This window comes from Amycolatopsis rifamycinica (genome assembly GCF_000695625.1).
GTDB lineage: Bacteria > Actinomycetota > Actinomycetes > Mycobacteriales > Pseudonocardiaceae > Amycolatopsis > Amycolatopsis rifamycinica.
On record NZ_JMQI01000063.1, the window covers coordinates 46185 to 65391 of the forward strand.

Consider the following 19207-nt stretch of genomic DNA (forward strand, 5'->3'; position numbering starts at 1 on the left):
CACCAGACTACCTGCCGGGCCCGTGGCAGGATCTGAGGGTATGAGCCGCGACCGGGACGCCGAGGGACGGGCACGCAACGCACGGCCGCGCGACGGCCTCGGCCGGCCGCTGCCGTACGGCACGGAAGGGATCGAGCGCCAGCCGGAAGGCGTCGCGCGGACTCCGGCGCAAACGCTTGCGGAGGCCCAGCGGCTGCTCGACGACGGCAAGCCGTTCCACGCGCACGAGGTGTTCGAAGACGCCTGGAAGACGACCGACGGGCCGGACCGCGAGCTCTGGCGCGGTCTCGCGCAGCTCGCCGTCGGCCTGACGCACGCGGCGCGCGGCAACAACGTCGGCGCCGTGTCGCTGCTGGAGCGGGGCGCGGCGAACATCGAGCCGTTCCGGGGTGAGCCGCCGCACGGCGTCGACGTCGCCGGGCTGCAGGAGTGGGCGCGTGGCCTGGCCGAAGAGGCGAAGCAGCGCGTACGAACCGAGCCGGTTCCGCCCCGCTTGACCGGCCTGAGCTGATAGACACTTCCGGGTGCTGACCGTATCTGGTGCCGCGATCATCGCGGCCATCGCTTCGCTGGCCGGGGTCACCCTGGGGGCGCTGCTCGAGCCGCTGAAGCTCAACGCCGCGCGGCGGGCGAAGCTGCGGCAGGACCGGGCCGACCGCTGTGCGGGCCTGATCGAAGCCGCGACACGGGCGCGCAAGCACATCGTCGACACCAATGTGATCCACCGCCGGCGGAAGCTGGCCAAGGCGCTCGAGACCGACCCGCAGCGCGAGATCGAGTTCGAAGACGCGTACTACACGGCTCGCACCGACATGCGCGCGTTCTACGGGCTGCTCGTGATGAGCGGTCCGGACGAACTGGTCGAGCAGGCGAACGTGCTCCGCCGGAAGGAGATGGAACTCCACCACACCCGGTGGGAGCTCGACGACGGGAAGTTCGACCGGCGGTTCCTGCCCACGCCGGTCCGGGAAGCCGGCGCCGCCTTCGACCGGGCGATCGAGGAGTTCGCCCTCGTCGCCCGCAAGCACACCTCCTGAAGGGCACTTTCACGTGAAAGTGCCCTTCTGTCAGGGTTGGTCCCAGCCGTCCGAGGCCGCCTTTTCGGCGCCGATCGTGGTGCCTTCGCCGTGTCCTGTGTGGACTTTCGTCGTGTCCGGGAGCGTGAAGAGCTTCTCGCGGATGGAGCGCACGATCGTCGGGTAGTCCGAATAGGACCGTCCGGTGGCGCCGGGGCCGCCGTGGAAGAGCGTGTCGCCGGTGAAGAGCACGCCCAGTTCGGCCGCGTACAGGCAGACCGCGCCGGGTGCGTGCCCCGGGGTGTGGATGACCTGCAGCGCCGTGCCCGCGATGGTGATCACCTCGCCGTCGGCCAGTTCGCCGTCCGGGGCGCGGTCCGGGTGGGTGAGGTCCCAGACGACCCGGTCGTCCGGGTGCAGCAGGATCGGCGCGCCGGTCGCGGCGGCGAGCTCCGGGGCGGCGTTGACGTGGTCGTTGTGCGCGTGGGTGCAGACGATCGCGGCCAGCTTCCGCTCGCCCACGACGTTTTCGATCGCCTTCGCGTCGTGCGCGGCGTCGATCACGATGACTTCCGCGTCGTCGCCCACGATCCACACGTTGTTGTCGACGTCCCAGCTGCCCCCGTCGAGCCGGAAGACGCCGGAGGTCACCAGGTTCTGCACGATCGCCGTCATGCGCCCGACCCTAGTGGTCATTCGCCGGGTAGATGACATACCGACGGTATGCTACCGTCGAGTCATCTTACTGTGAGTAAGTTCGAGAGGTGGCGCGATGACCCGGGACCTCCTGGCGGAGCCGCTGAAGCTGCGTTGCGGCGCGGAGCTGCCGAACCGCCTGGTGAAATCGGCCCTGAGCGAGCAGCTGGGCGACCGCCGCAACGCGCCCACCCGCGAACTCGCGCAGCTGTACCGGACCTGGGCCCGCGGCGGCGCGGGCACGCTGGTCACCGGGAACGTCATGGTCGACCCCGCCGCGCTCGGCGAGCCGCGCAACGTGGCCGCGACGCCGGATCCGGCCGGCTACCGGCCGTGGGCCGCCGCGGTCGAGGGCACGGACGCGCGGCTGTGGGTGCAGCTCAACCACCCCGGCCGGCAGAGCCCGCGGTACCTGTCCCGTCAGCCGGTGGCCCCGTCCGCGGTGCCCTTCGGCGATCGAGGCGTCCGTACGGCCTTCGCCGCCCCGCGGGCCCTGACCGGCGAAGAGATCGAAGCGATCATCGAGCGCTTCGGCGTCGCGGCGCGCACGTTCGTCGAAGCGGGCTTCGCGGGCGTGCAGATCCACGGCGCCCACGGCTACCTGGTCTCGCAATTCCTTTCCCCGCTGACGAACCTGCGGACCGACGCCTGGGGCGGCGACGCCGTCCGCCGCCGCCGGTTCCTGCTCGAGGTGGTCCGGCGAGTGCGCGAGGCGGTCGGCGACGGCGTGCCGGTGTCGGTCAAGCTCAACAGCGCCGACTTCCAGCGCGGCGGCTTCACCGAGGAGGAGTCCCTGGCGGTCGTGCGCGAACTCGGCGAAGCCGGCGTCGACCTGCTGGAGGTATCGGGCGGCACGTACGAGCAGGCCGTGATGATGGGCGGCGGCCGCGCGAGCACCCAGGCACGTGAGGCCTATTTCCTCGACTACGCGGCGAAGGCCCGCTCGGTGTCCGATGTCGCATTGATGGTCACCGGCGGGTTCGCGACACCGGAGGGCATGACCGAAGCCCTGCGCTCGGGCGAGGTCGACGCGATCGGCCTCGGCCGCCCGCTGATCGTCGACCCGGCCCTGCCGGCCCGGTTGCTCGCCGGCGACGACGTCCGCGCGGAACGGCGGTGCCCCAAGACCGGCATCCGCCTGGCCGACAGCCTCCTCGAGATCCAGTGGCACACCCGGCAGATGCACCGGATCGCCGCGGGCAAACCGGTCGACCGCCGCGGCGCGTTCCCGACGTTCGTGCAGGCCGCGCTGACCGACGGGCTCAACGCCTTCCGCCGCGTCCGCGGCTGACCGAGACCGACCGGACGTCCCTAAGCAGGCTCGAGCGGCGTGAGGCGGCGGTCGTACAGGAGCGCGGCCGCGACCAGTGCGGTGAAGAAGAGCCCGATGAAGACGCAGTTCAGTGCCACCTGGCCGTAGCCGAGGGCGGCCGCGTCGACGAACGGGTACGGGTAGAAGCCGGTCAGTGCGCCGCGGGGGAGCGTGAACGCCAGCCACGCCAGCGGGTAGCTCAGCGACCACCAGACCGTTGGCCACGTGACGGCTCCGCGGGGGCCGACCAGGAGCCAGCCGAGCACGAACAGAAGTGGTGCCACCTTGTGCAGCATCGTGTCGGAAAACAGCGAAAGGCCGTGCAGCTCGTACAAGCCGGCCAAGGCGACCTGGTAGACGATGCCGGTCACGATGATGCCGGCCAGCGCGTCGAGCCAGAGGACGGTGAACAGCCGGCCGCGGGCCCGGCCCAGCGCGACCAGGGCCGAGGTGATCGCCACCAGCAGGTTCGAGTCGATCGTGAAGAAGCAGAGCAGGTTCGCGACCCGCCCGTCCGAGGCGCTCGCGGTGGCGACGACCTGGGTGACGAGCCCGGTCAGGGTGACCAGTGCGGTCACCGCGAACCAGGCGCGGGTGAGCTTCTCGCTGCGCATCGCCGGAGCTTAGCTCCACTGTGGACCGATCGCCGCGAGGTGCGTCCCGGCGCCGTCCGTGCCCGGGTCCGGCCGCTACGCCGCGAGCCGCAGGTTGCGCTTCTTCGTCGAGGCCTTTCGTCAGCTCCCTTCCGTCCGGTCGCCGTGGAGCAGACCGCGGACCGTGTCGATCGTGTCCGCGTCGGCCGGGTCCTTGTCCGGGCGGTAGCGCACCACCCGGGCGAACCGCAGCGCGAGGCCGCCCGGGTAGCGGGTGCTCACCTGCGCGCTGTCCAGCTCGATCTCCACCACGATCTCCGGCCGGACGTACACCGTCCAGTCGTCGCGGTGGGTCTCGATCTCCTGGAACTTCCTCGTCTGCCACGCCAGCAGCTCGTCGGTCATGCCCTTGAAGGTCTTGCCCACCATGATCGGCGGCCCGCCGTCCGGGTCGCGGGCGCCCAGGTGCAGGTTGGACAGCGTGCCGGTGCGCCGGCCGTGGCCCCATTCCGCCGCCAGGACCACCAGGTCGATCGTGTGCACCGGCTTGACCTTCAGCCACGCCCGCCCGCGCCGCCCGGCCGCGTACGGTGACGCCAGGTCCTTGACCATCACCCCTTCGTGCCCCGCCTCCATCGCCGCCTCCAGCACGGCGGCCGCGCCCGCGGTGCCCACCTCGCCGGGGATCACGTGTGCCCCGGCGACCTTGCGCAACGCCGCGTTGCGCTCCGACAGCGGCGCGTCCAGCAGGTCGACGCCGTCGAGGTGCAAGCAGTCGAAGAAGTACGGCCGCAGCAGCAGCGCCTTGACCTGTTCCTCGCGGGTGCTGCCGAACCGGCTCATGGTGTCCTGGAACGGCCGCGGTCGCCCGGCATCGGTCAGGGCCAGCGTCTCGCCGTCGAGCACCACCGACTCGCACGGCAGCGCCCGCACGAGTTCGACCAGTTCCTGCACGCTCCCGGTGATCTCGCGCAGCGTCCGCGTCCAGACGTGCACCTCGTCGCCCTGGCGGTGCACCTGGATCCGCGCACCGTCCATTTTGTACTCGACGATCGCCTCGGCGTGCTCGGCGACGGCTTCGTCCAGCGACTCCGCCGGTGACGCCAGCATCGGCTTGATCGGCGTGCCGAGGGTGAGCCGGAACTCCGCCAGCGCCGCCTGCCCGCCGGTCAGCGCCGCGACCGCGGTGACGCCGAGCTTGCCGGACAGCATGTAGGCCCGCCGCACGTCCTCGGCGGGCACCTCGGCCGCGGCCGCGATGGCGTCGACCATCACGCCCTCCAGCGCGCCCTGCCGCAGCTCGCCGGTGACCAGCCGGAACAGGAACTGCTGCTCGTCCGCCGCCAGCCGGGTGAACAGGGCCCGCAGCACCTCCTGCCGCCGCGTGTTCGACCCCGTGCCCGCCGCCACGCCCGCGGCCGCGGTCAGGGCCGCGTCCACCTCCAGCACCGAGACCACCGGTTCCGGAGCGGGCTCGGCGCCCAGCCCGGCCAGGGTGCGCCAGCCCGCACCCAGCCTGTCCTGCGCCGTCTGCCCCGTCAGGTACGCGACCACGGCGGGCAGCTCGGCGACCTCCGCGGCGCGCAGCACGGCGGCCAGGAGGGCGATCTTCGCCTTCCTGGACCTGGTCGCCGCCAGTTCGGCGGACGTGCGGACCAACTCGCTCAGCAACACCCGGACATCATGACCCGGACCACCGACAATTTCTCGCTGATCAGCTGTCCGGCCTGGTGCAGAGGGGGTCGAGCAGGCCGTCTTTGGCCACGCACGGCGTGTACCCGGCGTCCTGCAGCTCCGCTCGCGCGGCCGGGCTCGCCAGGTAGTCGAGGAACCGCTTCAGCACACTCCCGTTCGACGGCACGCCCTTCGTGTACAGGTACTCGACGGTCCAGAACCGGTACCCGGCGTCGACGGTCGTGACGTCGGGGTAGTGGCCGTCGAGCTGCACGACCGCCACCTGCTGGTCGCGGGCCGCGGCCGCCTTCGCCGCCGGGACGTCGGCGTACCCGATCGCGCCCGGCACCGCCGCAACTTCGGTGAGCACCTCGGCCGTCGTGCCCCGCTCGCAGCGCGTGGTCGCCGCGGCCGGGTCCCGCTCGGGCCTGCGGCACGAATCCGACGTCAGCCGGTCTTCCGCGCCGCCGAGGACCTTCTGCTCGAACGTCTTGCGCGTGCCCGACTCCTGCCCGCGGCCGACGATCCCGATCGGCACCGGCGGTCCCGGCCGCAGCTGGTCCCAGTTCCGCACGCGACCGCTGAAGATGTCCCTGACCTGCTGGGTCGTCAGCCGGTCGACACCGGCGGCGCGGTTGACGACCAGGCTGTACACGACCACCGCGACGGCCTTCGCCGCCAGGTCGGGGCCCGCTTCGCCGGACCGGCCGTCCGAGAGCACCGCCAGCTCGTCCTTGCCGGTCGCGCCCACCGGGGCGAGCGCGCGGACGCCGCTGACGCTGCCGGTCGCGCGGGTCGTGATGGCCGCGCCGTCGCACTGGCCGTGGTACTCGGCGGCGATGCTCGCCATGATCGGGACGAACGCGCTCGACCCTTCGACGGCCAGCTTCCCGGTGGCGCACTGCGCGGTGTCACCCGGCCGCGACCAGGACACGATCAGCGTCGCCAGCAGCGCACCGGTCAGCAGCACGCCGATCGCCGTGGTGATCACCGGCCAGCCGAACCGGCGCTGCTTGCGGTCGTCCTTGATCCGGCCGGCGGCGAGCCGGGCGTGGTGCCCGATTTCTTTGCTGATCTCGCCGTCGTGCCCGTCCGGCTCGCGCAGCACGACGACCAGCTTGAACTTTTCCTTGCGCCGCAGCGAAAGCCGCGCGAAGCGCACGCCGTGCCACTCGGGCGCCTCCGGCGGTGCTTCCGACGCGGCCAGCCCGGCCAGCCGCTTCGGCAGCAGCGCGCGCACGCGGGACAGCTTCACGCCTTCGACCGGCCGTTGCGGCGTCTCGCGGGTGAAGAACTCCAGTCCGTCGCAGACGTGCTGGCGGAGGCCGTCGTCGGTGGCGTCGGACACCCGCGCGTCCCAGACGATCCGGCGGCCGAACGTGAACGACAGCGGGATCTCGAAGTCGTCCGGCGCGATGTCGAACCCGCCGGTGTTGTGGATCCGGATCACGACCACGCTCATCCGGCTCAGCAGCCGCGCGGTCCGTTCCAGCTGCGGATCCGCCTGCGCGGAACCGTTTTCGCCGTCGTGCAGGTCGATCGGGGACAGCCCGATCTTCGAGTTGTAGAGCACGCGGAAGCTCAGCCGCCGCCGCCGGATGAAGTAGCGGTCCACGAACGGCGCGGCCATCGCGACCAGCGCGGCGAGCCCGAGCACGAGGCTGCCCGAGTCCGAGCTGAGGATTTCGGCGAGTGACTGCATCGTCGCGCCGACGCCCACCGTGCCGCTCCTCTGCCCCCGGACTCCCCAGGTGCAGCAGCCTAGGCAGCCGTCATCCGGCGTGGGGTTGCGACGACCGAGTGTGCACCGCCCGTTCATCGGTGGTGATCCAGCTGGCCAGCAGGCCGAGCGCGCGTTCGCTCTCCGACCCCGGTTCGGCGTGGTAGATCACCAGGCCCTGGTCCGGGTCGTCGGGCAGGCGCAGCGTCTCGTACCGCAGCCGCAGCTCGCCGACCACGGGGTTGCGCATCACCTTCCAGCCCTGCGCCTTCTCCCGCACCGTGTGCTCGGCCCACAGCTCGCGGAACTCCGCGCTGGCCCGCGAAAGCTCGCCGATCAGCCGGGCGCCCTCCGGGTCGCCGGGATGCCGTCCGCTCTCCGCGCGCAGGTTCGCGACGACCTCGCGGGCCACCGCGGCCCACTCCGGATGCAGGTCCTTCGCGCGTTCGTCGAGGAAGAACAGCTTCGCGATGTTGCGCTCCTCGATGCGGCCGAAGTCGAACGAGACGGCGCCGCCGAGGGCGTTCCAGGCCAGCACCTCCAGATAGCGGCCGAAGACGAACGCGGGCGCCTGGATGGCGTCCAGCAGCAGCTGCAGCTCGGGGCGGACCCGCTGCCGCTGTTCGCGCGACCGGCGCTTCGGCGCGGCGAGGTTGTGCAGGTAAGCCTCTTCACCGGCGTTCAGGCGCAACGCACGGGCGAGTGCGTCGAGCACCGCGTCCGAGACGTTCTTCGCGCGGCCCTGCTCCAGCCGCGTGTAGTAGTCGACGCTGATGCCGGCCAGCTGCGCCAGTTCCTCGCGGCGCAGGCCCTCGACCCGCCGGTGCGTGACCCCGGGCGGCAGGCCCAGCTCGGCGGGGTCCAGGGCGGCGCGGCGCGCCTTCAGGAAGGCGCCCAGCTCGGCGGCGTCACTCATGCCTCCAGTATCCCCGGGACGCGGGTCAGGGCGAACAGGCGAACCGGGTGTGCAGGCTCGCGCGTTCTTGGTACTGGTGCCTCCGGAACGGCTTGCCGCCGTCGGTGATCGGCAGGACGCCGGTCCGGCCCTGGGCCGACCAGTGGACGTCGGCGACCCAGTCGCAGTCGCAGTCCGGGGTCCGCGCCTCGATCAGGAACGTCTCCGGGTCCGTGATCGAGACGGTGTAGGTGAACTTGATCGGCTTGCGTTCCCCAGGGCGGGAGGTCTCCCGGTTCAGCGCCGTGCCGTGCAGGGGAGCGCGGCGGTCGAGCACGCGGACCCGGATGTCGGTCAGGGTCACCGGGACGTGGTCGCGGCCCTGGATGGTGATCTGGACGTAGCCGGGCGCCGTGGCGGCCCCGCCTGACCACACCAATCCGTCTCGTGACGAACGGGAAGTCGCTGACGGCGTGCGGTTCGTTGCGGTTATCGGGCCACGGAGCCGGTCACTTGCCGCCGCGGGCCATGCGCAGCACGTCGAGCGCCTCGTCGAGCTGTTCTTCGGTCAGCTTCCCCTCGCGCACGTACCCGCGCTCGATGACGACCTCGCGGATCGTCTTCAGCTCCTTCAACGCCTGCTTCGCGACCGCCGCCGCTTCTTCGTAGCCGATGTACTTGTTCAGCGGCGTCACGATCGACGGCGAGCCCTCGGCGTAGGTCCGCGTGCGTTCGGCGTTCACGGTGATGCCCGCGAACACCTTGTCCGCCAGCAGCCGCGAAACGGCCGCGAGCAGCCGCGCCGATTCGAGGACGTTCCGGGCGATCACCGGCAGGTTGACGTTCAGCTGGAAGTTGCCCGCCGCGCCCGCGAAGGCGACGGCCGCGTCGTTGCCGATCACCTGGGCGACCACCTGCAGCGTCGCCTCCGGGATCACCGGGTTCACCTTGCCCGGCATGATCGACGAGCCCGGCTGCAGGTCCGGCAGCGCCAGCTCGGCCAGGCCGGTGCGCGGGCCGGAACCCAGCCAGCGCAGGTCGTTGGCGATCTTGTTGAGGGACACGGCGACCGTGCGCAGGTGCCCGGACGTCTCGACGACGCTGTCCTGCGTCGCCTGGGCTTCGAAGTGGTCGCGGGCCTCGGTCAGCGGCAGCCCGGTCACCGTGGCCAGTTCCGCGGCGACCGACGCGCCGAAGCCCTCCGGCGCGTTCAGGCCCGACCCGACGGCCGTGCCGCCGATCGGCAGCTCGCCCAGCCGCGGCAGGCCCGACTTCAGCCGCTCGACGCCGAAGCGGATCTGCGACGCCCACGCGCCCGCCTCCTGGCCGAGCGTGATCGGCACCGCGTCCATCAGGTGAGTGCGGCCGGACTTCACGACGTCCGCCCACTCCGCGGCCCGGACCTCGATGGCGCCGGCCAGGTACTCCAGCGCCGGGATGACGTCCTTGGTGACGGCTTCGGTCGCGGCGACGTGGATGGTCGTCGGGAACGTGTCGTTCGACGACTGCGACGCGTTGACGTGGTCGTTCGGGTGCACGTCACGGCCGAGCGCACGCGAGGCCAGCGTCGCGATGACCTCGTTGGCGTTCATGTTCGAGGACGTCCCCGACCCGGTCTGGAAGACGTCGATGGGGAAGTGCGCGTCGTGGGCGCCGTCGGCGACCTCGTCGGCGGCGGCCGCGATGGCCTCCGCGACGTCGGCGTCGAGCACGCCCAGCTTGTGGTTGACGCGCGCGGCGGCGGCCTTGAGCAGGCCGAGCGCGCGGATCTGGGCGCGCTCCAGGCCCCGGCCGGAGATGGGGAAGTTCTCCACGGCCCGCTGGGTCTGCGCCCGGTAGAGCGCGTCGGCAGGCACGCGGACCTCGCCCATCGTGTCGTGTTCGATCCGGTATTCCTGATCAGCCATGACCTCGATTCTGGCCCTCTTCGGGCGCGGCCGCGTGGTGGCGTCGCCCACCCTCGGCGCCCCGCGCCGCTAGGATCGGGTGTGTTCTCGATCACCGCCATCCACCACTGGCTGGAGCGAGCATGACTGACGTTGCTGGGGACTCCTACGACCTCGTGATCATCGGGGCGGGCCCGACGGGCCTGTTCGCCGCCTACTACGCCGGGTTCCGCGGCCTCTCGATGGCGGTGGTCGACTCGCTGCCCGAGCCCGGCGGCCAGGTGACCGCGATGTACCCGGAGAAGATGATCTACGACGTCGGCGGGTTCGCCGAGGTCCGCGGCCGCGATCTGGTCGAGGGCCTGGTGAAGCAGGCCGCGCCGTTCAAGCCGAAGTACCTGCTGGGGCGCAAGGCCGAAAAGCTGGAGCCGGCCGGGGACGGCCTCGAGCTGACCCTCGACGGCGGCGAGACCCTGCGGGCCCGTGCCGTGCTGATCACCGCGGGCATCGGCGAGTTCACCCCGAGACCGCTGCCGGCCGGTGACGGCTGGCTCGGCCGCGGCATGGTCCACTTCGTTCCTTCGCTGCAGGCGCACGCGGGACAGCACGTCGTGGTCGTCGGCGGCGGCGACTCGGCGTTCGACTGGATCCTCGCGCTGCACCCGGTGGCGGCGAGCGTGACGCTCGTGCACCGCCGCGCCAAGTTCCGCGCCGCCGAGTCGATCGTCCGGCAGGCGCGCGAGCTGGGCACCCGGATCATCACCGACGCCGAGGTCACGCGGTTCGTCGAGGCGCCGGACGGGACGCTCCAAGCCGTCGACGTCTCGATCAAGGGCGCGGGCGAAGAACGCCTCCCGGCCAACGCCGTCGTCGCGGCGCTCGGGTTCACCGCCGACCTCGGCCCGATCGAGAGCTGGGGCCTGGAAATCAGCCACCGCGCCATCGCGGTCGATTCGACGATGGCGACCGCGCGCGAACGCGTCTACGCCGCGGGCGACGTCGCCGCGTACCCGGGCAAGGTGAAGCTGATCGCGACCGGCTTCGGCGAGGCCGCGACGGCCGTCAACAACATCGCCGTCGAGCTCGACCCGGACGCCCACCTGTTCCCGGGCCACTCGAGCAACGCCGAGTAGGTCAGGCCTTCGTCTTCTCCGCGAGCCACGGCGCGTAGGCGACGACGGAGGTGTAGATCGACGGCGCCGTCGCGCATTCCGGGTCGTTGTTGCCTGGACGGCTGGTGACGCCGACGAGCAGCCAGCGGTCGCCGTCGCGCACGACCTGCGGGCCGCCGGAGTCGCCGAAGCACGCCCCGGACTTGCCGCCCGGGTTGTCGGTGCACAGCTCGGCCGTGCCGTCGAACCCCGACGTGCACTTCGAGCCTTCGACGATCTTCGTGTCGAGCTGCTGCAACGTCGTCGGGAGCCCGCCGCAGTTGAGCTTCGGGCAGGTCTGGCCCCAGCCGACGATCCGGGTCGCGGTGCCCGGCGACGCGGCCGTCGCGAGCCCGATCGGCGCGGTCGTGACCGGCGCCGTCAGCCGCAGCAGCGCGATGTCGCCGGCCGGGCTCTGGGTGTTGAACGCCGGGTTGACGACGATCCCGGCGACCTGGGCGACCTCGCCGCCCTGGCTCACGTCGTTCGTGCCCGCTCGCAGCGAGAAGTCGGCCGGGGTCCTGCCGAACGCGCAGTGCGCGGCCGTGACGACCCAGGTGGGCGCGATCAGCGCGCCGGCGCAGAACAGCTTGCCCGACGAGGTGTGCAGCGAGACCGTGAACGGGTACGGCTGGTCCGCGGCGGCACCCCCGACGATGGCCGGGCGGGCCGACGCCGTGCCGGGGACCATGGCGAACACCAGCACCAGCAGGACCAGTAGTCGCCTGGACACGGAACTCCTTACGGCAGCGGGGGCACGACGTCGTCGTCGGGCGCGTCCAGGTGGCCGTCGAAGTTGACCGAGGAGTACGCCCGCAGCTTGTTCAGCCGGTGGTAGCCGTCGATCATTCTGACGGTCCCGGACTTGGACCGCATCACGATGGACTGCGTGGTCGCCCCGCCCTCGCGGTAGTGGACGCCGCGCAGCAGGTCGCCGTCGGTGACGCCGGTGGCGCAGAAGAAGACGTTGTCGCCGCGCACGAGGTCGTCGTTGAGCAGGATCCGGTCGAGGTCGTGCCCGGCGGCGAGGGCCTTCTCGCGCTCGGCGTCGTCCTTCGGCCACAGCCGGCCCTGCAGCTCGCCGCCGAGGCACTTCATCGCGCAGGCCGCGATGATGCCCTCGGGGGTGCCGCCGATGCCGATCAGCATGTCGACGCCGGTGGTCGGGCGGGCCGCGGCGATCGCGCCCGCGACGTCGCCGTCGGAGATGAACCGGATCCGCGCGCCTGCCTCGCGGACCTCCTTGATGATCTGCTCGTGCCGCGGGCGGTCGAGGATGCACACGGTGACGTCGCCGACGCTGCTGTTCTTCGCCTTGGCGACCCGGCGGATGTTCTCCGCGATCGGCGCGCCGAGCTCGACCTTGCCCGCCGCCTCGGGACCGACGGCCAGCTTCTCCATGTAGAACACCGCGGAGGGGTCGAACATCGCGCCGCGCTCGGCGACCGCGAGCACGGCGAGGGCGTTCGGCATGCCCTTGGCCATCAGCGTTGTGCCGTCGACCGGGTCGACCGCGACGTCGCAGTCCGGCCCGTCGCCGTTGCCCACCTCTTCGCCGTTGAACAGCATGGGCGCTTCGTCCTTCTCGCCCTCGCCGATCACCACGACCCCGCGCATCGACACCGTCGAGACGAGCTGGCGCATCGCGTCGACGGCCGCGCCGTCGCCGCCGATCTTGTCGCCGCGGCCCACCCAGCGGCCGGCGGCCATCGCGGCGGCTTCGGTGACCCGGACCAGCTCCATCGCGAGGTTGCGGTCGGGCGCTTCACGACGACTGTCTTCGGCGGGCATCTGTGCCTCCCGGATCGTGGAACTGGCGGGTAGCCAGTCTGTCAGATACCGGCCGTGTTTCCAGATACCGAGGGCATGGCCTACCTCACTGCTCGGAGTCGTCCTCCACGGACGCCAGGGCGGCTTCGATCCGCTCGCGCGCGCCTTCGAGGTGACGCTCACACACCTTCGCGAGCTTCTCGCCCTTCTCCCACAACGCGAGCGACTGCTCGAGGGACAGCCCACCGGCTTCGAGCTCGCGGACGACCTCGACGAGGCGGTCGCGAGCCTGCTCGTAGCCGAGTTCCTCGCCGGTTGTTTCACTCACGCTCGGTGTTCTCCGACCTTCCGGGCCTGCACGCTGTTCGCGCACACTACCGCGCTGGCCATCGCGTGGTCGTACCCGACGAACGCCAGGGCGAACTCCTGCCCGTCACCGTCCGCGATCGCCTCTTCCAGGTTCTCCTGCGCGCCGGCCACCCGCTTCCGGTGTCCCGCGCCCTCGGCGAACCACCAGCGCGAGCCGACCTGCATCGACGTCGCCTCGGACAGGCGACGCAGCTGCGGCCCGAGGTCGCGGCGGGCGGCGGTGCCGCAGCCGGCGAGCAGGGCGGTCCAGCACTCGGCGGCCGCCCGGTCGGTGCGCACGGCCTGGTCCAGCAGCGGACGCGCGCCGAGCCTCCTGGCCGCGTCCACGGTGAGCGGGAGGAACGTCACTCTCACTCCTGGGCCCCTTCCGCCACCGCGCCGATCGCACCGTCGCCCACCCGCACGCGCAGCTGGGCACCGGCCTCGACTTCGGAGACGGAGCGGAGTACCTGGAGGTTGCCTTCGGGATCGACGAACTGCACGACCGCGTACCCGCGCGCCAGCGTCGCCGCCGGGCCGAGCGCGGTGAGCCGGGCCCGCGCGTTCGCGATCTCGGCCTGGTCCTTGGCGAGCAGGCTCAGCATGGCGCGGCGGGCGCGTTCGCGGTGGACGTCGACGTCGTCCTGCCGCCGCTGGACCGGGCCCAGCGGATCGGCCAGCGACGGACGGCTGCGGAGCTGGGTCAGCAGCCGCGTCTGGGTGTCGACCCAGCCGTGCAGGGCGCGGCGCCCGCGGTCGCGCATCTGCCGGACCCGCTCGGTCTCCTCGCGGACGTCCGGGACGATGCGCTTGCCCGCGTCGGTCGGCGTGGAGCAGCGCAGGTCCGCGACGTGGTCGAGCAACGGGGTGTCGGGCTCGTGCCCGATCGCGCTGACGACGGGCGTGCCGGCGGCCGACACCGCCCGGCAGAGCGCCTCGTCGGAGAACGGCAGCAGGTCCTCGACGCTGCCGCCGCCGCGGGCGATGACGATGACGTCGATCTCGGGATCGGCGTCGAAGATCCGCAGCGCCCGCATGACCTGCGGGACGGCCTGCGAGCCCTGGACGGCCGTGTTGAGCACCTTGATCCGCACGTGCGGCCACCGGCGCTGGGCGTTGGCCAGGACGTCGCGCTCCGCCGCCGACGCCCGGCCGGTGATCAGCCCGACCCCCTTCGGCAGGAACGGGATCGGCCGCTTGCGCTGCGGCGAGAACAGGCCCTCGGCGGCCAGCAGCTTCCGCAGCCGTTCGATCCGGGCCAGCAGCTCACCGATGCCGACGGCGCGGATCTGGTCGGCGCGCAGGCTGATCGTGCCGCGGCCGAAGAAGTACGACGGCTTCGCGTGCACGACCACGCTCGCGCCCTCCCGCAGCGGCGGCTCCATCTCGCGGATCAGCCAGTTCGGGCAGGTCACGGACATGGAGACGTCCGCCGAGGGGTCACGCAGCGTCAGGAACGCGGTCTGCGTGTTCGGGCGCGAGCTGACCTGCGTGACCTGGCCCTCGACCCAGACGGTGCCGAGCCGGTGGATCCAGTCGCCGATCTTGCGGGCGACGGTCCGGACCGGCCACGGCGCTTCCGCGGTGCTCGCGGTGGCTTGGGCGGACTCGGTGCTCACGGGCCTTCCGCGCCGTCGCCGTTCCCGGAGTCGCGTTCGGCCTTGCGGGCGTTGGCGATCCGGCGCGACAGCATGCCGGTGAACGACGAGCGGTCGGCGTGCGCGCGCTCGTACTCGAGGATGGTCTCGAGCTGCTCGATCGAGAGCTGGCGCAGCCGGGCCCGCAGCTGCGGCAGGGTGAGCTGGTCGTAGCCGGTCAGCCCGGCCGGGCCTTCGTACCCCCCGGCGCTGGTCCGGGGCGTCTCGCTCTTGGTCTTCTTGTCGACCTTGGGCGTCCCGGGCTTGGGCTTGCGCGGCGCTTCGTCCTCGGCGGCTTCGTCGGCGGCTTCGCTGTCGTGCTCGCCTTCGGCGTGGTCCTCGGCGAGCGCGCGTTCCTCGTCGGCCCACGGATCGCCGAGCTCCGCTTCGAGCTCGGCCGCCGACGGGACGCGGCCGTTGATCTCCGAACGCGGTTCGGGCACGTCGGCCACCGGGGCGGGGTCCGGCCGCGCGGACGGGACGTCACCGAGCTCGGTGTCCTCGTCGAAGGTCGCCCAGCTGGGGGTGTCCTCGATCGGGCGCAGGCTTGACAGGGCGTTGTCGCCCTTGATCGCGAGTTCGGTGACGTGCTGCTGGACTCGCATGGAGGCCTGCAGCACCTGGCTGACGACGGTCACCGGGAGCCCGGCCAGCTGCCGGGGAAGTTCGCGAACCCGCTCGGCGGTGGAGACGGCGAGGCCCGCGGCGACCCGGAGGGGGAGCGGGAATGGCTTCATGGGGTCCAGCCTGCCGCATGACCGGCCTTCATGCCCAACCGAAAGGGTGCGTTGCGTGACCGCGAGCACAGCCCGGCCGAGGGACGAAGGTCACCCGAAAGGGACTTCGAGTCCGTCTCGGGGCTGCCCGTACCCTGGGGGCATGAGTGCAGCGAGTCCCGGAATCGAGCCCGCGGGTACCCCCACGATCACCGGAACCGCTTCCGGCAAGCGGGTGCTGCTCGCCAAACCCCGTGGTTACTGCGCCGGCGTCGACCGCGCGGTGATCGCCGTCGAGAAGGCCCTCGACGTCTACGGCGCGCCGGTGTACGTCCGCAAGGAGATCGTGCACAACAAGCACGTCGTCGAGACGCTGCGTGAGCGCGGCGCGATCTTCGTCGACGAGACGTCCGAGGTGCCCGAGGGCGCGCTCGTGGTGTTCTCCGCCCACGGCGTCTCGCCGATGGTGCACGCGGAGGCGGCCGAGCGGAACCTGCGCACGATCGACGCGACCTGCCCCCTGGTGACGAAGGTGCACAAGGAGGTCAACCGGTTCGCGAAGGACGACTACGACATCCTGCTGATCGGCCACGAAGGCCACGAAGAGGTCGAAGGCACGGCCGGTGAGGCGCCGGACAAGGTGCAGCTGGTCGACAAGGCCGAGGACGTCGGCAAGGTCGAGGTGCGCGACCCGTCGAAGGTGATCTGGCTGTCCCAGACGACGCTGTCGGTCGACGAGACGATGGAGCGCGTCGACCAGCTCCGCGAGCGCTTCCCGAACCTGCTGGACCCGCCGAGCGACGACATCTGCTACGCGACGACGAACCGCCAGGTCGCGGTCAAGGCGATGGCCGCGGAGTGCGACCTGGTGCTGGTGGTCGGGTCGACGAACTCGTCCAACTCGAAGCGCCTGGTCGAGGTGGCGCTGAAGGCCGGGGCGCGGGCGTCGTACCTGGTCGACTTCGCGCACGAGGTCGACGAAGCGTGGCTCTCCGGCGTGACGACCGTCGGGGTGACGTCGGGTGCGTCGGTGCCGGACGTGCTGGTCATGGAGCTGCTCGACTGGCTGGCCGAGCGTGGCTACGGCGACGTCGACGAGGTCACGACGGCCAACGAGAAGATCTCGTTCGCGCCGCCGAAGGAATTGCGGAAGGTCTGAGCCGGCTTTCGGCTTTCGGCGGCGGGGCGCTCTCGCGGCTCGCCGCCGTGTCGTCCCGCCGATCACGCGTGATGCGTCTCCGCGCACGGTCTGGGCACGCGAAACGGCGGCCACCTCCGTTCGTCCGGAAGGTGACCGCCGTTCGTCAGCGTTCTTCGTCGTCCCAGGGCCGGTTCCGGCGCGGCGGAGTGTTCCGCCCACCGGACGGGCGACGAGGCGGCGGAGTGTCCCGGCCCCCGTCCTCGGCGGGCGGGCGCGGACGCCGCCGCGGAGCATCTCCACGCGGCTCGCGCCGGCGCGGGTCACCTTCGTCCGGACGTGGCGTGCGCCGCGTGGCGGGAGGAGGCGGCTTGCGCGTGCCCCGGCTGCCCGGATCGCGTTCGGCGGGAGAGCCGGCGCGGGGCGTCCGGCGTTCGCCGTCCGCGGGCGGCCGCGGACGGCGCGGAGGTTCGCCTTCCCGGCCGCGCCGAGCGCCGGATGGGAGAGGAGTCTGCCCGGTCCGGTTCGACCCGGCCGGCCGCGGACGTCCGGCCGCGGCGCGCTTCTCGTCGTCTTCGTCGTCCCGGACGGCCTTCTTGGCTTTCTTCGGGGCGTCCGGGTCGCGCTCGCGGATGATCCGGACGAAGCCGATCAGCAGCGTGATGCCGGTAGTGATCGCCATGACGGGGAAGCCGTTGATCAGCGGGGTGCCGATGTTCAGCGCCTTCGACAGCATGTCGTCGCCCTGGGAGCCGGACGTCAGCAGGAGGACGCCGGGCACGGTCACGGCCAGCACCAGCGGAGGCATCACCATGGGCCCGAACAGGCCGCGGCGCTTCACCGCGCAGACCGCGATCACGGCCCCGGCGATGTAGCAGACGGTGAAGACCAGCGGGAGGTTCCCCTGGCTGGGCTTGCCGAGGAGGGCGCCAACGATCGCCAGGCCGAGGCCGATGAGGACCGCCGCCCACCAGGGCAGTCCCCGCCTCGAACCGACGACAGGACGCTCATCCCACGCAACGGGGACGTCGTCGGCATCTGGATCGCTCTGGCGATCGCGAATCGCGGTCACAGGGCAACACCGTATCTCGTGGTTGTGAAGATCTTGCCAGCACCGCCGCCGACGTGCGCCGACAGCCACCCGCGGGCACGAACCAGTGGCCCGGGGTAGCGACCGTCAACGAAGCCCGCAGCCCGCTACGGCAAGGGTCCTCCGGAGAGGGGTCGGGGACAACCCACGGTCGGATGAGCCTGTTGGGTGGGGCGCTCGCCGCCGGGCTCAACGGCGGCCAGGTGCGTGGTTCGGCCGGCGGTTACCGCTGGTCAGACGGCCCGCTTGCGGCCGAACCAGCCCGGCCGGCACGCCCGCTTACCGCTGGGCCCGGCGGCCGCGGCAGATTGCTGTGAGCATTCGCGTACCTGCACGGTCGGCTTGCGTACCTGGCCGGTCGGGTCGCGTATCTGGCCGGTCGGTTGTTCGGCAGTGGTTGCTGCGCCGGCTTACCGGCCGGAACCTCGCCGCCGGGACCGCGGCTGGGCTGCCCCGGGGCTGGACTGCCCCAGGTCTCCGGCCGGGCTTGCCCCTGCCCCCGGCCTCCGCCCGGACTGCCCCGGCCTCGGCCTGCGGCCGGAATGCCTCGGCCTGCGGCCGGATTGCCCCGGCCCCGGCGTCCGGCCCGCCCTCCCGGCCTCCGCCTCCCGCACACTCAGCTTGCCGCCAGCTCATCCCCCTTCCGCACCGTCGGCACACCCGCCGGGCTCCCCGATGCCTCGGTGAGCGGCGCGACCGTCGCCCGGAACGTCTCCAAAGCCTCCAGCTCCCGCCGTCGCGCCGACAAGAACCGCTGCAGGTGGGTGCTCGACAGGTTCAACGCCTCCACCGCGCCGCCCGCCGCGCGGTGGGCCGCCGCCGCTCCGGCTCGGACCTGCTCCACGTCCGCCTCCAGTGTCCGGTCGCTCGCCGCGAACAGCGCCGCCGAGGCCAGCACGCCGAAGCCCGTCGGGCCGCACAGGAACACCCTTCGGTCGATCAGCCAGCGCAGCAGCTCCGGGTCGGTGTCCAGCGCCGCGACCACCGCCGCGTCCGAGGGGACGAACATGATCGTTCCGTAGATCGCGTCCGCCCAGCGCTGGTAGCCCTTGCCCGCCAGCTCGGCCGCGCGGGAGCGGATCTGGCGGACGTGCGCGCGCAACGCGTCCAGCCGCTCGTCCGGGTCGTCCGTCTCCACCGCCTCGGACCACGTCGCCATGCTGGCCTTCGCGTCCACCGGGACCGTCCGGTCGCCGCCCACGCGCAGCACCATGTCCGGCTTCGCCGAGCCGCCGCCGCCCAGGTCCGTCTGCAGGGTGAAGTGCAGATCCTCGCGCAGCCCCAGCGCCCGCGCCGTCTCGACCAGCACCTGCTCGCCCAGCTCGCCGCGTCCGCTGATCGAGGCGAACGCGACTTCGTACCGCCGTAGCGCCAGCTGCTGCTGGTCGGCCTTCGCCCGCTCGGCCGCCACCAGCCTGGCCGCCGCGTCCGCCCGGCGCATCCCGTCCTGGTACAGCCGCCACAGCAGCGCGACGGCGACCAGCAGCAGGAGCGCGAGCACGATCGCCGCGGTGGTCAGCACCGTCGCCACTTCTTCCTCCCTCCGAGGCCTGATGAGCTTCGAG

The 19207-nt window shown here is 72.1% G+C and carries 20 protein-coding genes; 5 read left to right on the top strand and 15 right to left on the bottom strand.

Annotated elements, in window-relative coordinates:
- Window positions 1–40 precede the first annotated feature (40 nt).
- Together DV20_RS29795 and DV20_RS29800 are read left to right on the top strand one after the other, a co-directional pair.
- Window positions 41–511, top strand: a complete 471-nt coding sequence (locus tag DV20_RS29795) for a DUF309 domain-containing protein (protein ID WP_043786187.1) — start codon at window positions 41–43, stop codon at window positions 509–511.
- A gap of 13 nt (window positions 512–524) precedes the next feature.
- A complete protein-coding gene (locus tag DV20_RS29800) occupies window positions 525–1037 on the top strand; it encodes a hypothetical protein (protein ID WP_043786188.1) in 513 nt (170 codons plus the stop codon).
- 30 nt (window positions 1038–1067) lie between these two features.
- Here DV20_RS29800 and DV20_RS29805 read toward each other — a convergent pair whose 3' ends face one another.
- Complete coding sequence (locus DV20_RS29805) at window positions 1068–1691, bottom strand: MBL fold metallo-hydrolase (RefSeq protein ID WP_043786189.1); 624 nt, start codon at window positions 1689–1691, stop codon at window positions 1068–1070.
- Window positions 1692–1788: 97 nt separating this feature from the next.
- On the opposite strand from DV20_RS29805, the gene DV20_RS29810 reads away from it, so the two are divergent.
- Window positions 1789–3003, top strand: a complete 1215-nt coding sequence (locus DV20_RS29810) for an NADH:flavin oxidoreductase/NADH oxidase family protein (RefSeq protein ID WP_043786190.1) — start codon at window positions 1789–1791, stop codon at window positions 3001–3003.
- Between the two features lie 20 nt (window positions 3004–3023).
- Here the strand turns inward: DV20_RS29810 and DV20_RS29815 are convergent, their stop codons facing one another.
- The 6 genes from DV20_RS29815 to DV20_RS29840 form a co-directional block, all read right to left on the bottom strand.
- The gene (locus DV20_RS29815) at window positions 3024–3638 is read right to left on the bottom strand and encodes a Pr6Pr family membrane protein (RefSeq protein WP_043786191.1); all 615 of its coding nucleotides are present in this window, start codon (window positions 3636–3638) and stop codon (window positions 3024–3026) included.
- Window positions 3639–3758: 120 nt separating this feature from the next.
- Complete coding sequence (locus DV20_RS29820; RefSeq protein ID WP_043786192.1) at window positions 3759–5291, bottom strand: ATP-dependent DNA ligase; 1533 nt, start codon at window positions 5289–5291, stop codon at window positions 3759–3761.
- A 40-nt stretch (window positions 5292–5331) separates the two neighbouring features.
- Window positions 5332–7011, bottom strand: a complete 1680-nt coding sequence (locus tag DV20_RS29825) for a PstS family phosphate ABC transporter substrate-binding protein (protein ID WP_043786193.1) — start codon at window positions 7009–7011, stop codon at window positions 5332–5334.
- 52 nt (window positions 7012–7063) lie between these two features.
- Window positions 7064–7927 (bottom strand): helix-turn-helix domain-containing protein, encoded by an 864-nt coding sequence (locus tag DV20_RS29830; RefSeq protein WP_043786194.1) that lies wholly within the window; start codon window positions 7925–7927, stop codon window positions 7064–7066.
- 25 nt (window positions 7928–7952) lie between these two features.
- Entirely contained in the window at window positions 7953–8342 is a 390-nt protein-coding gene (locus DV20_RS29835) for a hypothetical protein (RefSeq protein ID WP_043786195.1), read from the bottom strand.
- A gap of 73 nt (window positions 8343–8415) precedes the next feature.
- Window positions 8416–9813: a class II fumarate hydratase gene (locus DV20_RS29840; RefSeq protein ID WP_043786279.1), complete on the bottom strand. Its 1398-nt coding sequence runs from the start codon at window positions 9811–9813 to the stop codon at window positions 8416–8418.
- A gap of 122 nt (window positions 9814–9935) precedes the next feature.
- Here DV20_RS29840 and DV20_RS29845 point away from each other — a divergent pair, with 122 nt between their 5' ends.
- Window positions 9936–10925: an NAD(P)/FAD-dependent oxidoreductase gene (locus tag DV20_RS29845; protein WP_043786196.1), complete on the top strand. Its 990-nt coding sequence runs from the start codon at window positions 9936–9938 to the stop codon at window positions 10923–10925.
- 1 nt (window position 10926) lies between these two features.
- Here the strand turns inward: DV20_RS29845 and DV20_RS29850 are convergent, their stop codons facing one another.
- From DV20_RS29850 to DV20_RS29875, 6 genes are all read right to left on the bottom strand, one after another.
- The gene (locus DV20_RS29850) at window positions 10927–11676 is read right to left on the bottom strand and encodes a S1 family peptidase (RefSeq protein WP_043786197.1); all 750 of its coding nucleotides are present in this window, start codon (window positions 11674–11676) and stop codon (window positions 10927–10929) included.
- Between the two features lie 8 nt (window positions 11677–11684).
- On the bottom strand, window positions 11685–12734 hold the full coding sequence (gene glpX / locus DV20_RS29855) for a class II fructose-bisphosphatase (protein ID WP_051736191.1): 1050 nt from the start codon (window positions 12732–12734) through the stop codon (window positions 11685–11687).
- Window positions 12735–12819: 85 nt separating this feature from the next.
- Window positions 12820–13041, bottom strand: a complete 222-nt coding sequence (locus tag DV20_RS29860) for an exodeoxyribonuclease VII small subunit (RefSeq protein ID WP_043786198.1) — start codon at window positions 13039–13041, stop codon at window positions 12820–12822.
- Window positions 13038–13436 carry a hypothetical protein gene (locus tag DV20_RS29865; protein WP_043786199.1) on the bottom strand — a complete coding sequence of 133 codons (399 nt, stop codon included), beginning with the start codon at window positions 13434–13436 and terminating at the stop codon, window positions 13038–13040. Before DV20_RS29865 ends, DV20_RS29860 begins: the two co-directional genes overlap by 4 nt.
- A complete protein-coding gene (gene xseA, locus DV20_RS29870; protein WP_043786200.1) occupies window positions 13433–14680 on the bottom strand; it encodes an exodeoxyribonuclease VII large subunit in 1248 nt (415 codons plus the stop codon). The genes DV20_RS29865 and xseA overlap by 4 nt, the downstream gene beginning before the upstream one ends.
- Window positions 14677–15435: a lipid droplet-associated protein gene (locus DV20_RS29875; RefSeq protein ID WP_043786201.1), complete on the bottom strand. Its 759-nt coding sequence runs from the start codon at window positions 15433–15435 to the stop codon at window positions 14677–14679. Before DV20_RS29875 ends, xseA begins: the two co-directional genes overlap by 4 nt.
- 142 nt (window positions 15436–15577) lie before the next feature.
- Between DV20_RS29875 and DV20_RS29880 the strand changes: the two genes are divergently transcribed.
- A complete protein-coding gene (locus tag DV20_RS29880) occupies window positions 15578–16573 on the top strand; it encodes a 4-hydroxy-3-methylbut-2-enyl diphosphate reductase (RefSeq protein ID WP_043786203.1) in 996 nt (331 codons plus the stop codon).
- A 145-nt stretch (window positions 16574–16718) separates the two neighbouring features.
- Here the strand turns inward: DV20_RS29880 and DV20_RS29885 are convergent, their stop codons facing one another.
- Together DV20_RS29885 and DV20_RS29890 are read right to left on the bottom strand one after the other, a co-directional pair.
- A complete protein-coding gene (locus DV20_RS29885) occupies window positions 16719–17624 on the bottom strand; it encodes a DUF6542 domain-containing protein (protein ID WP_043786204.1) in 906 nt (301 codons plus the stop codon).
- 634 nt (window positions 17625–18258) lie between these two features.
- Entirely contained in the window at window positions 18259–19173 is a 915-nt protein-coding gene (locus DV20_RS29890) for a DNA recombination protein RmuC (RefSeq protein WP_043786206.1), read from the bottom strand.
- Window positions 19174–19207 lie beyond the last annotated feature (34 nt).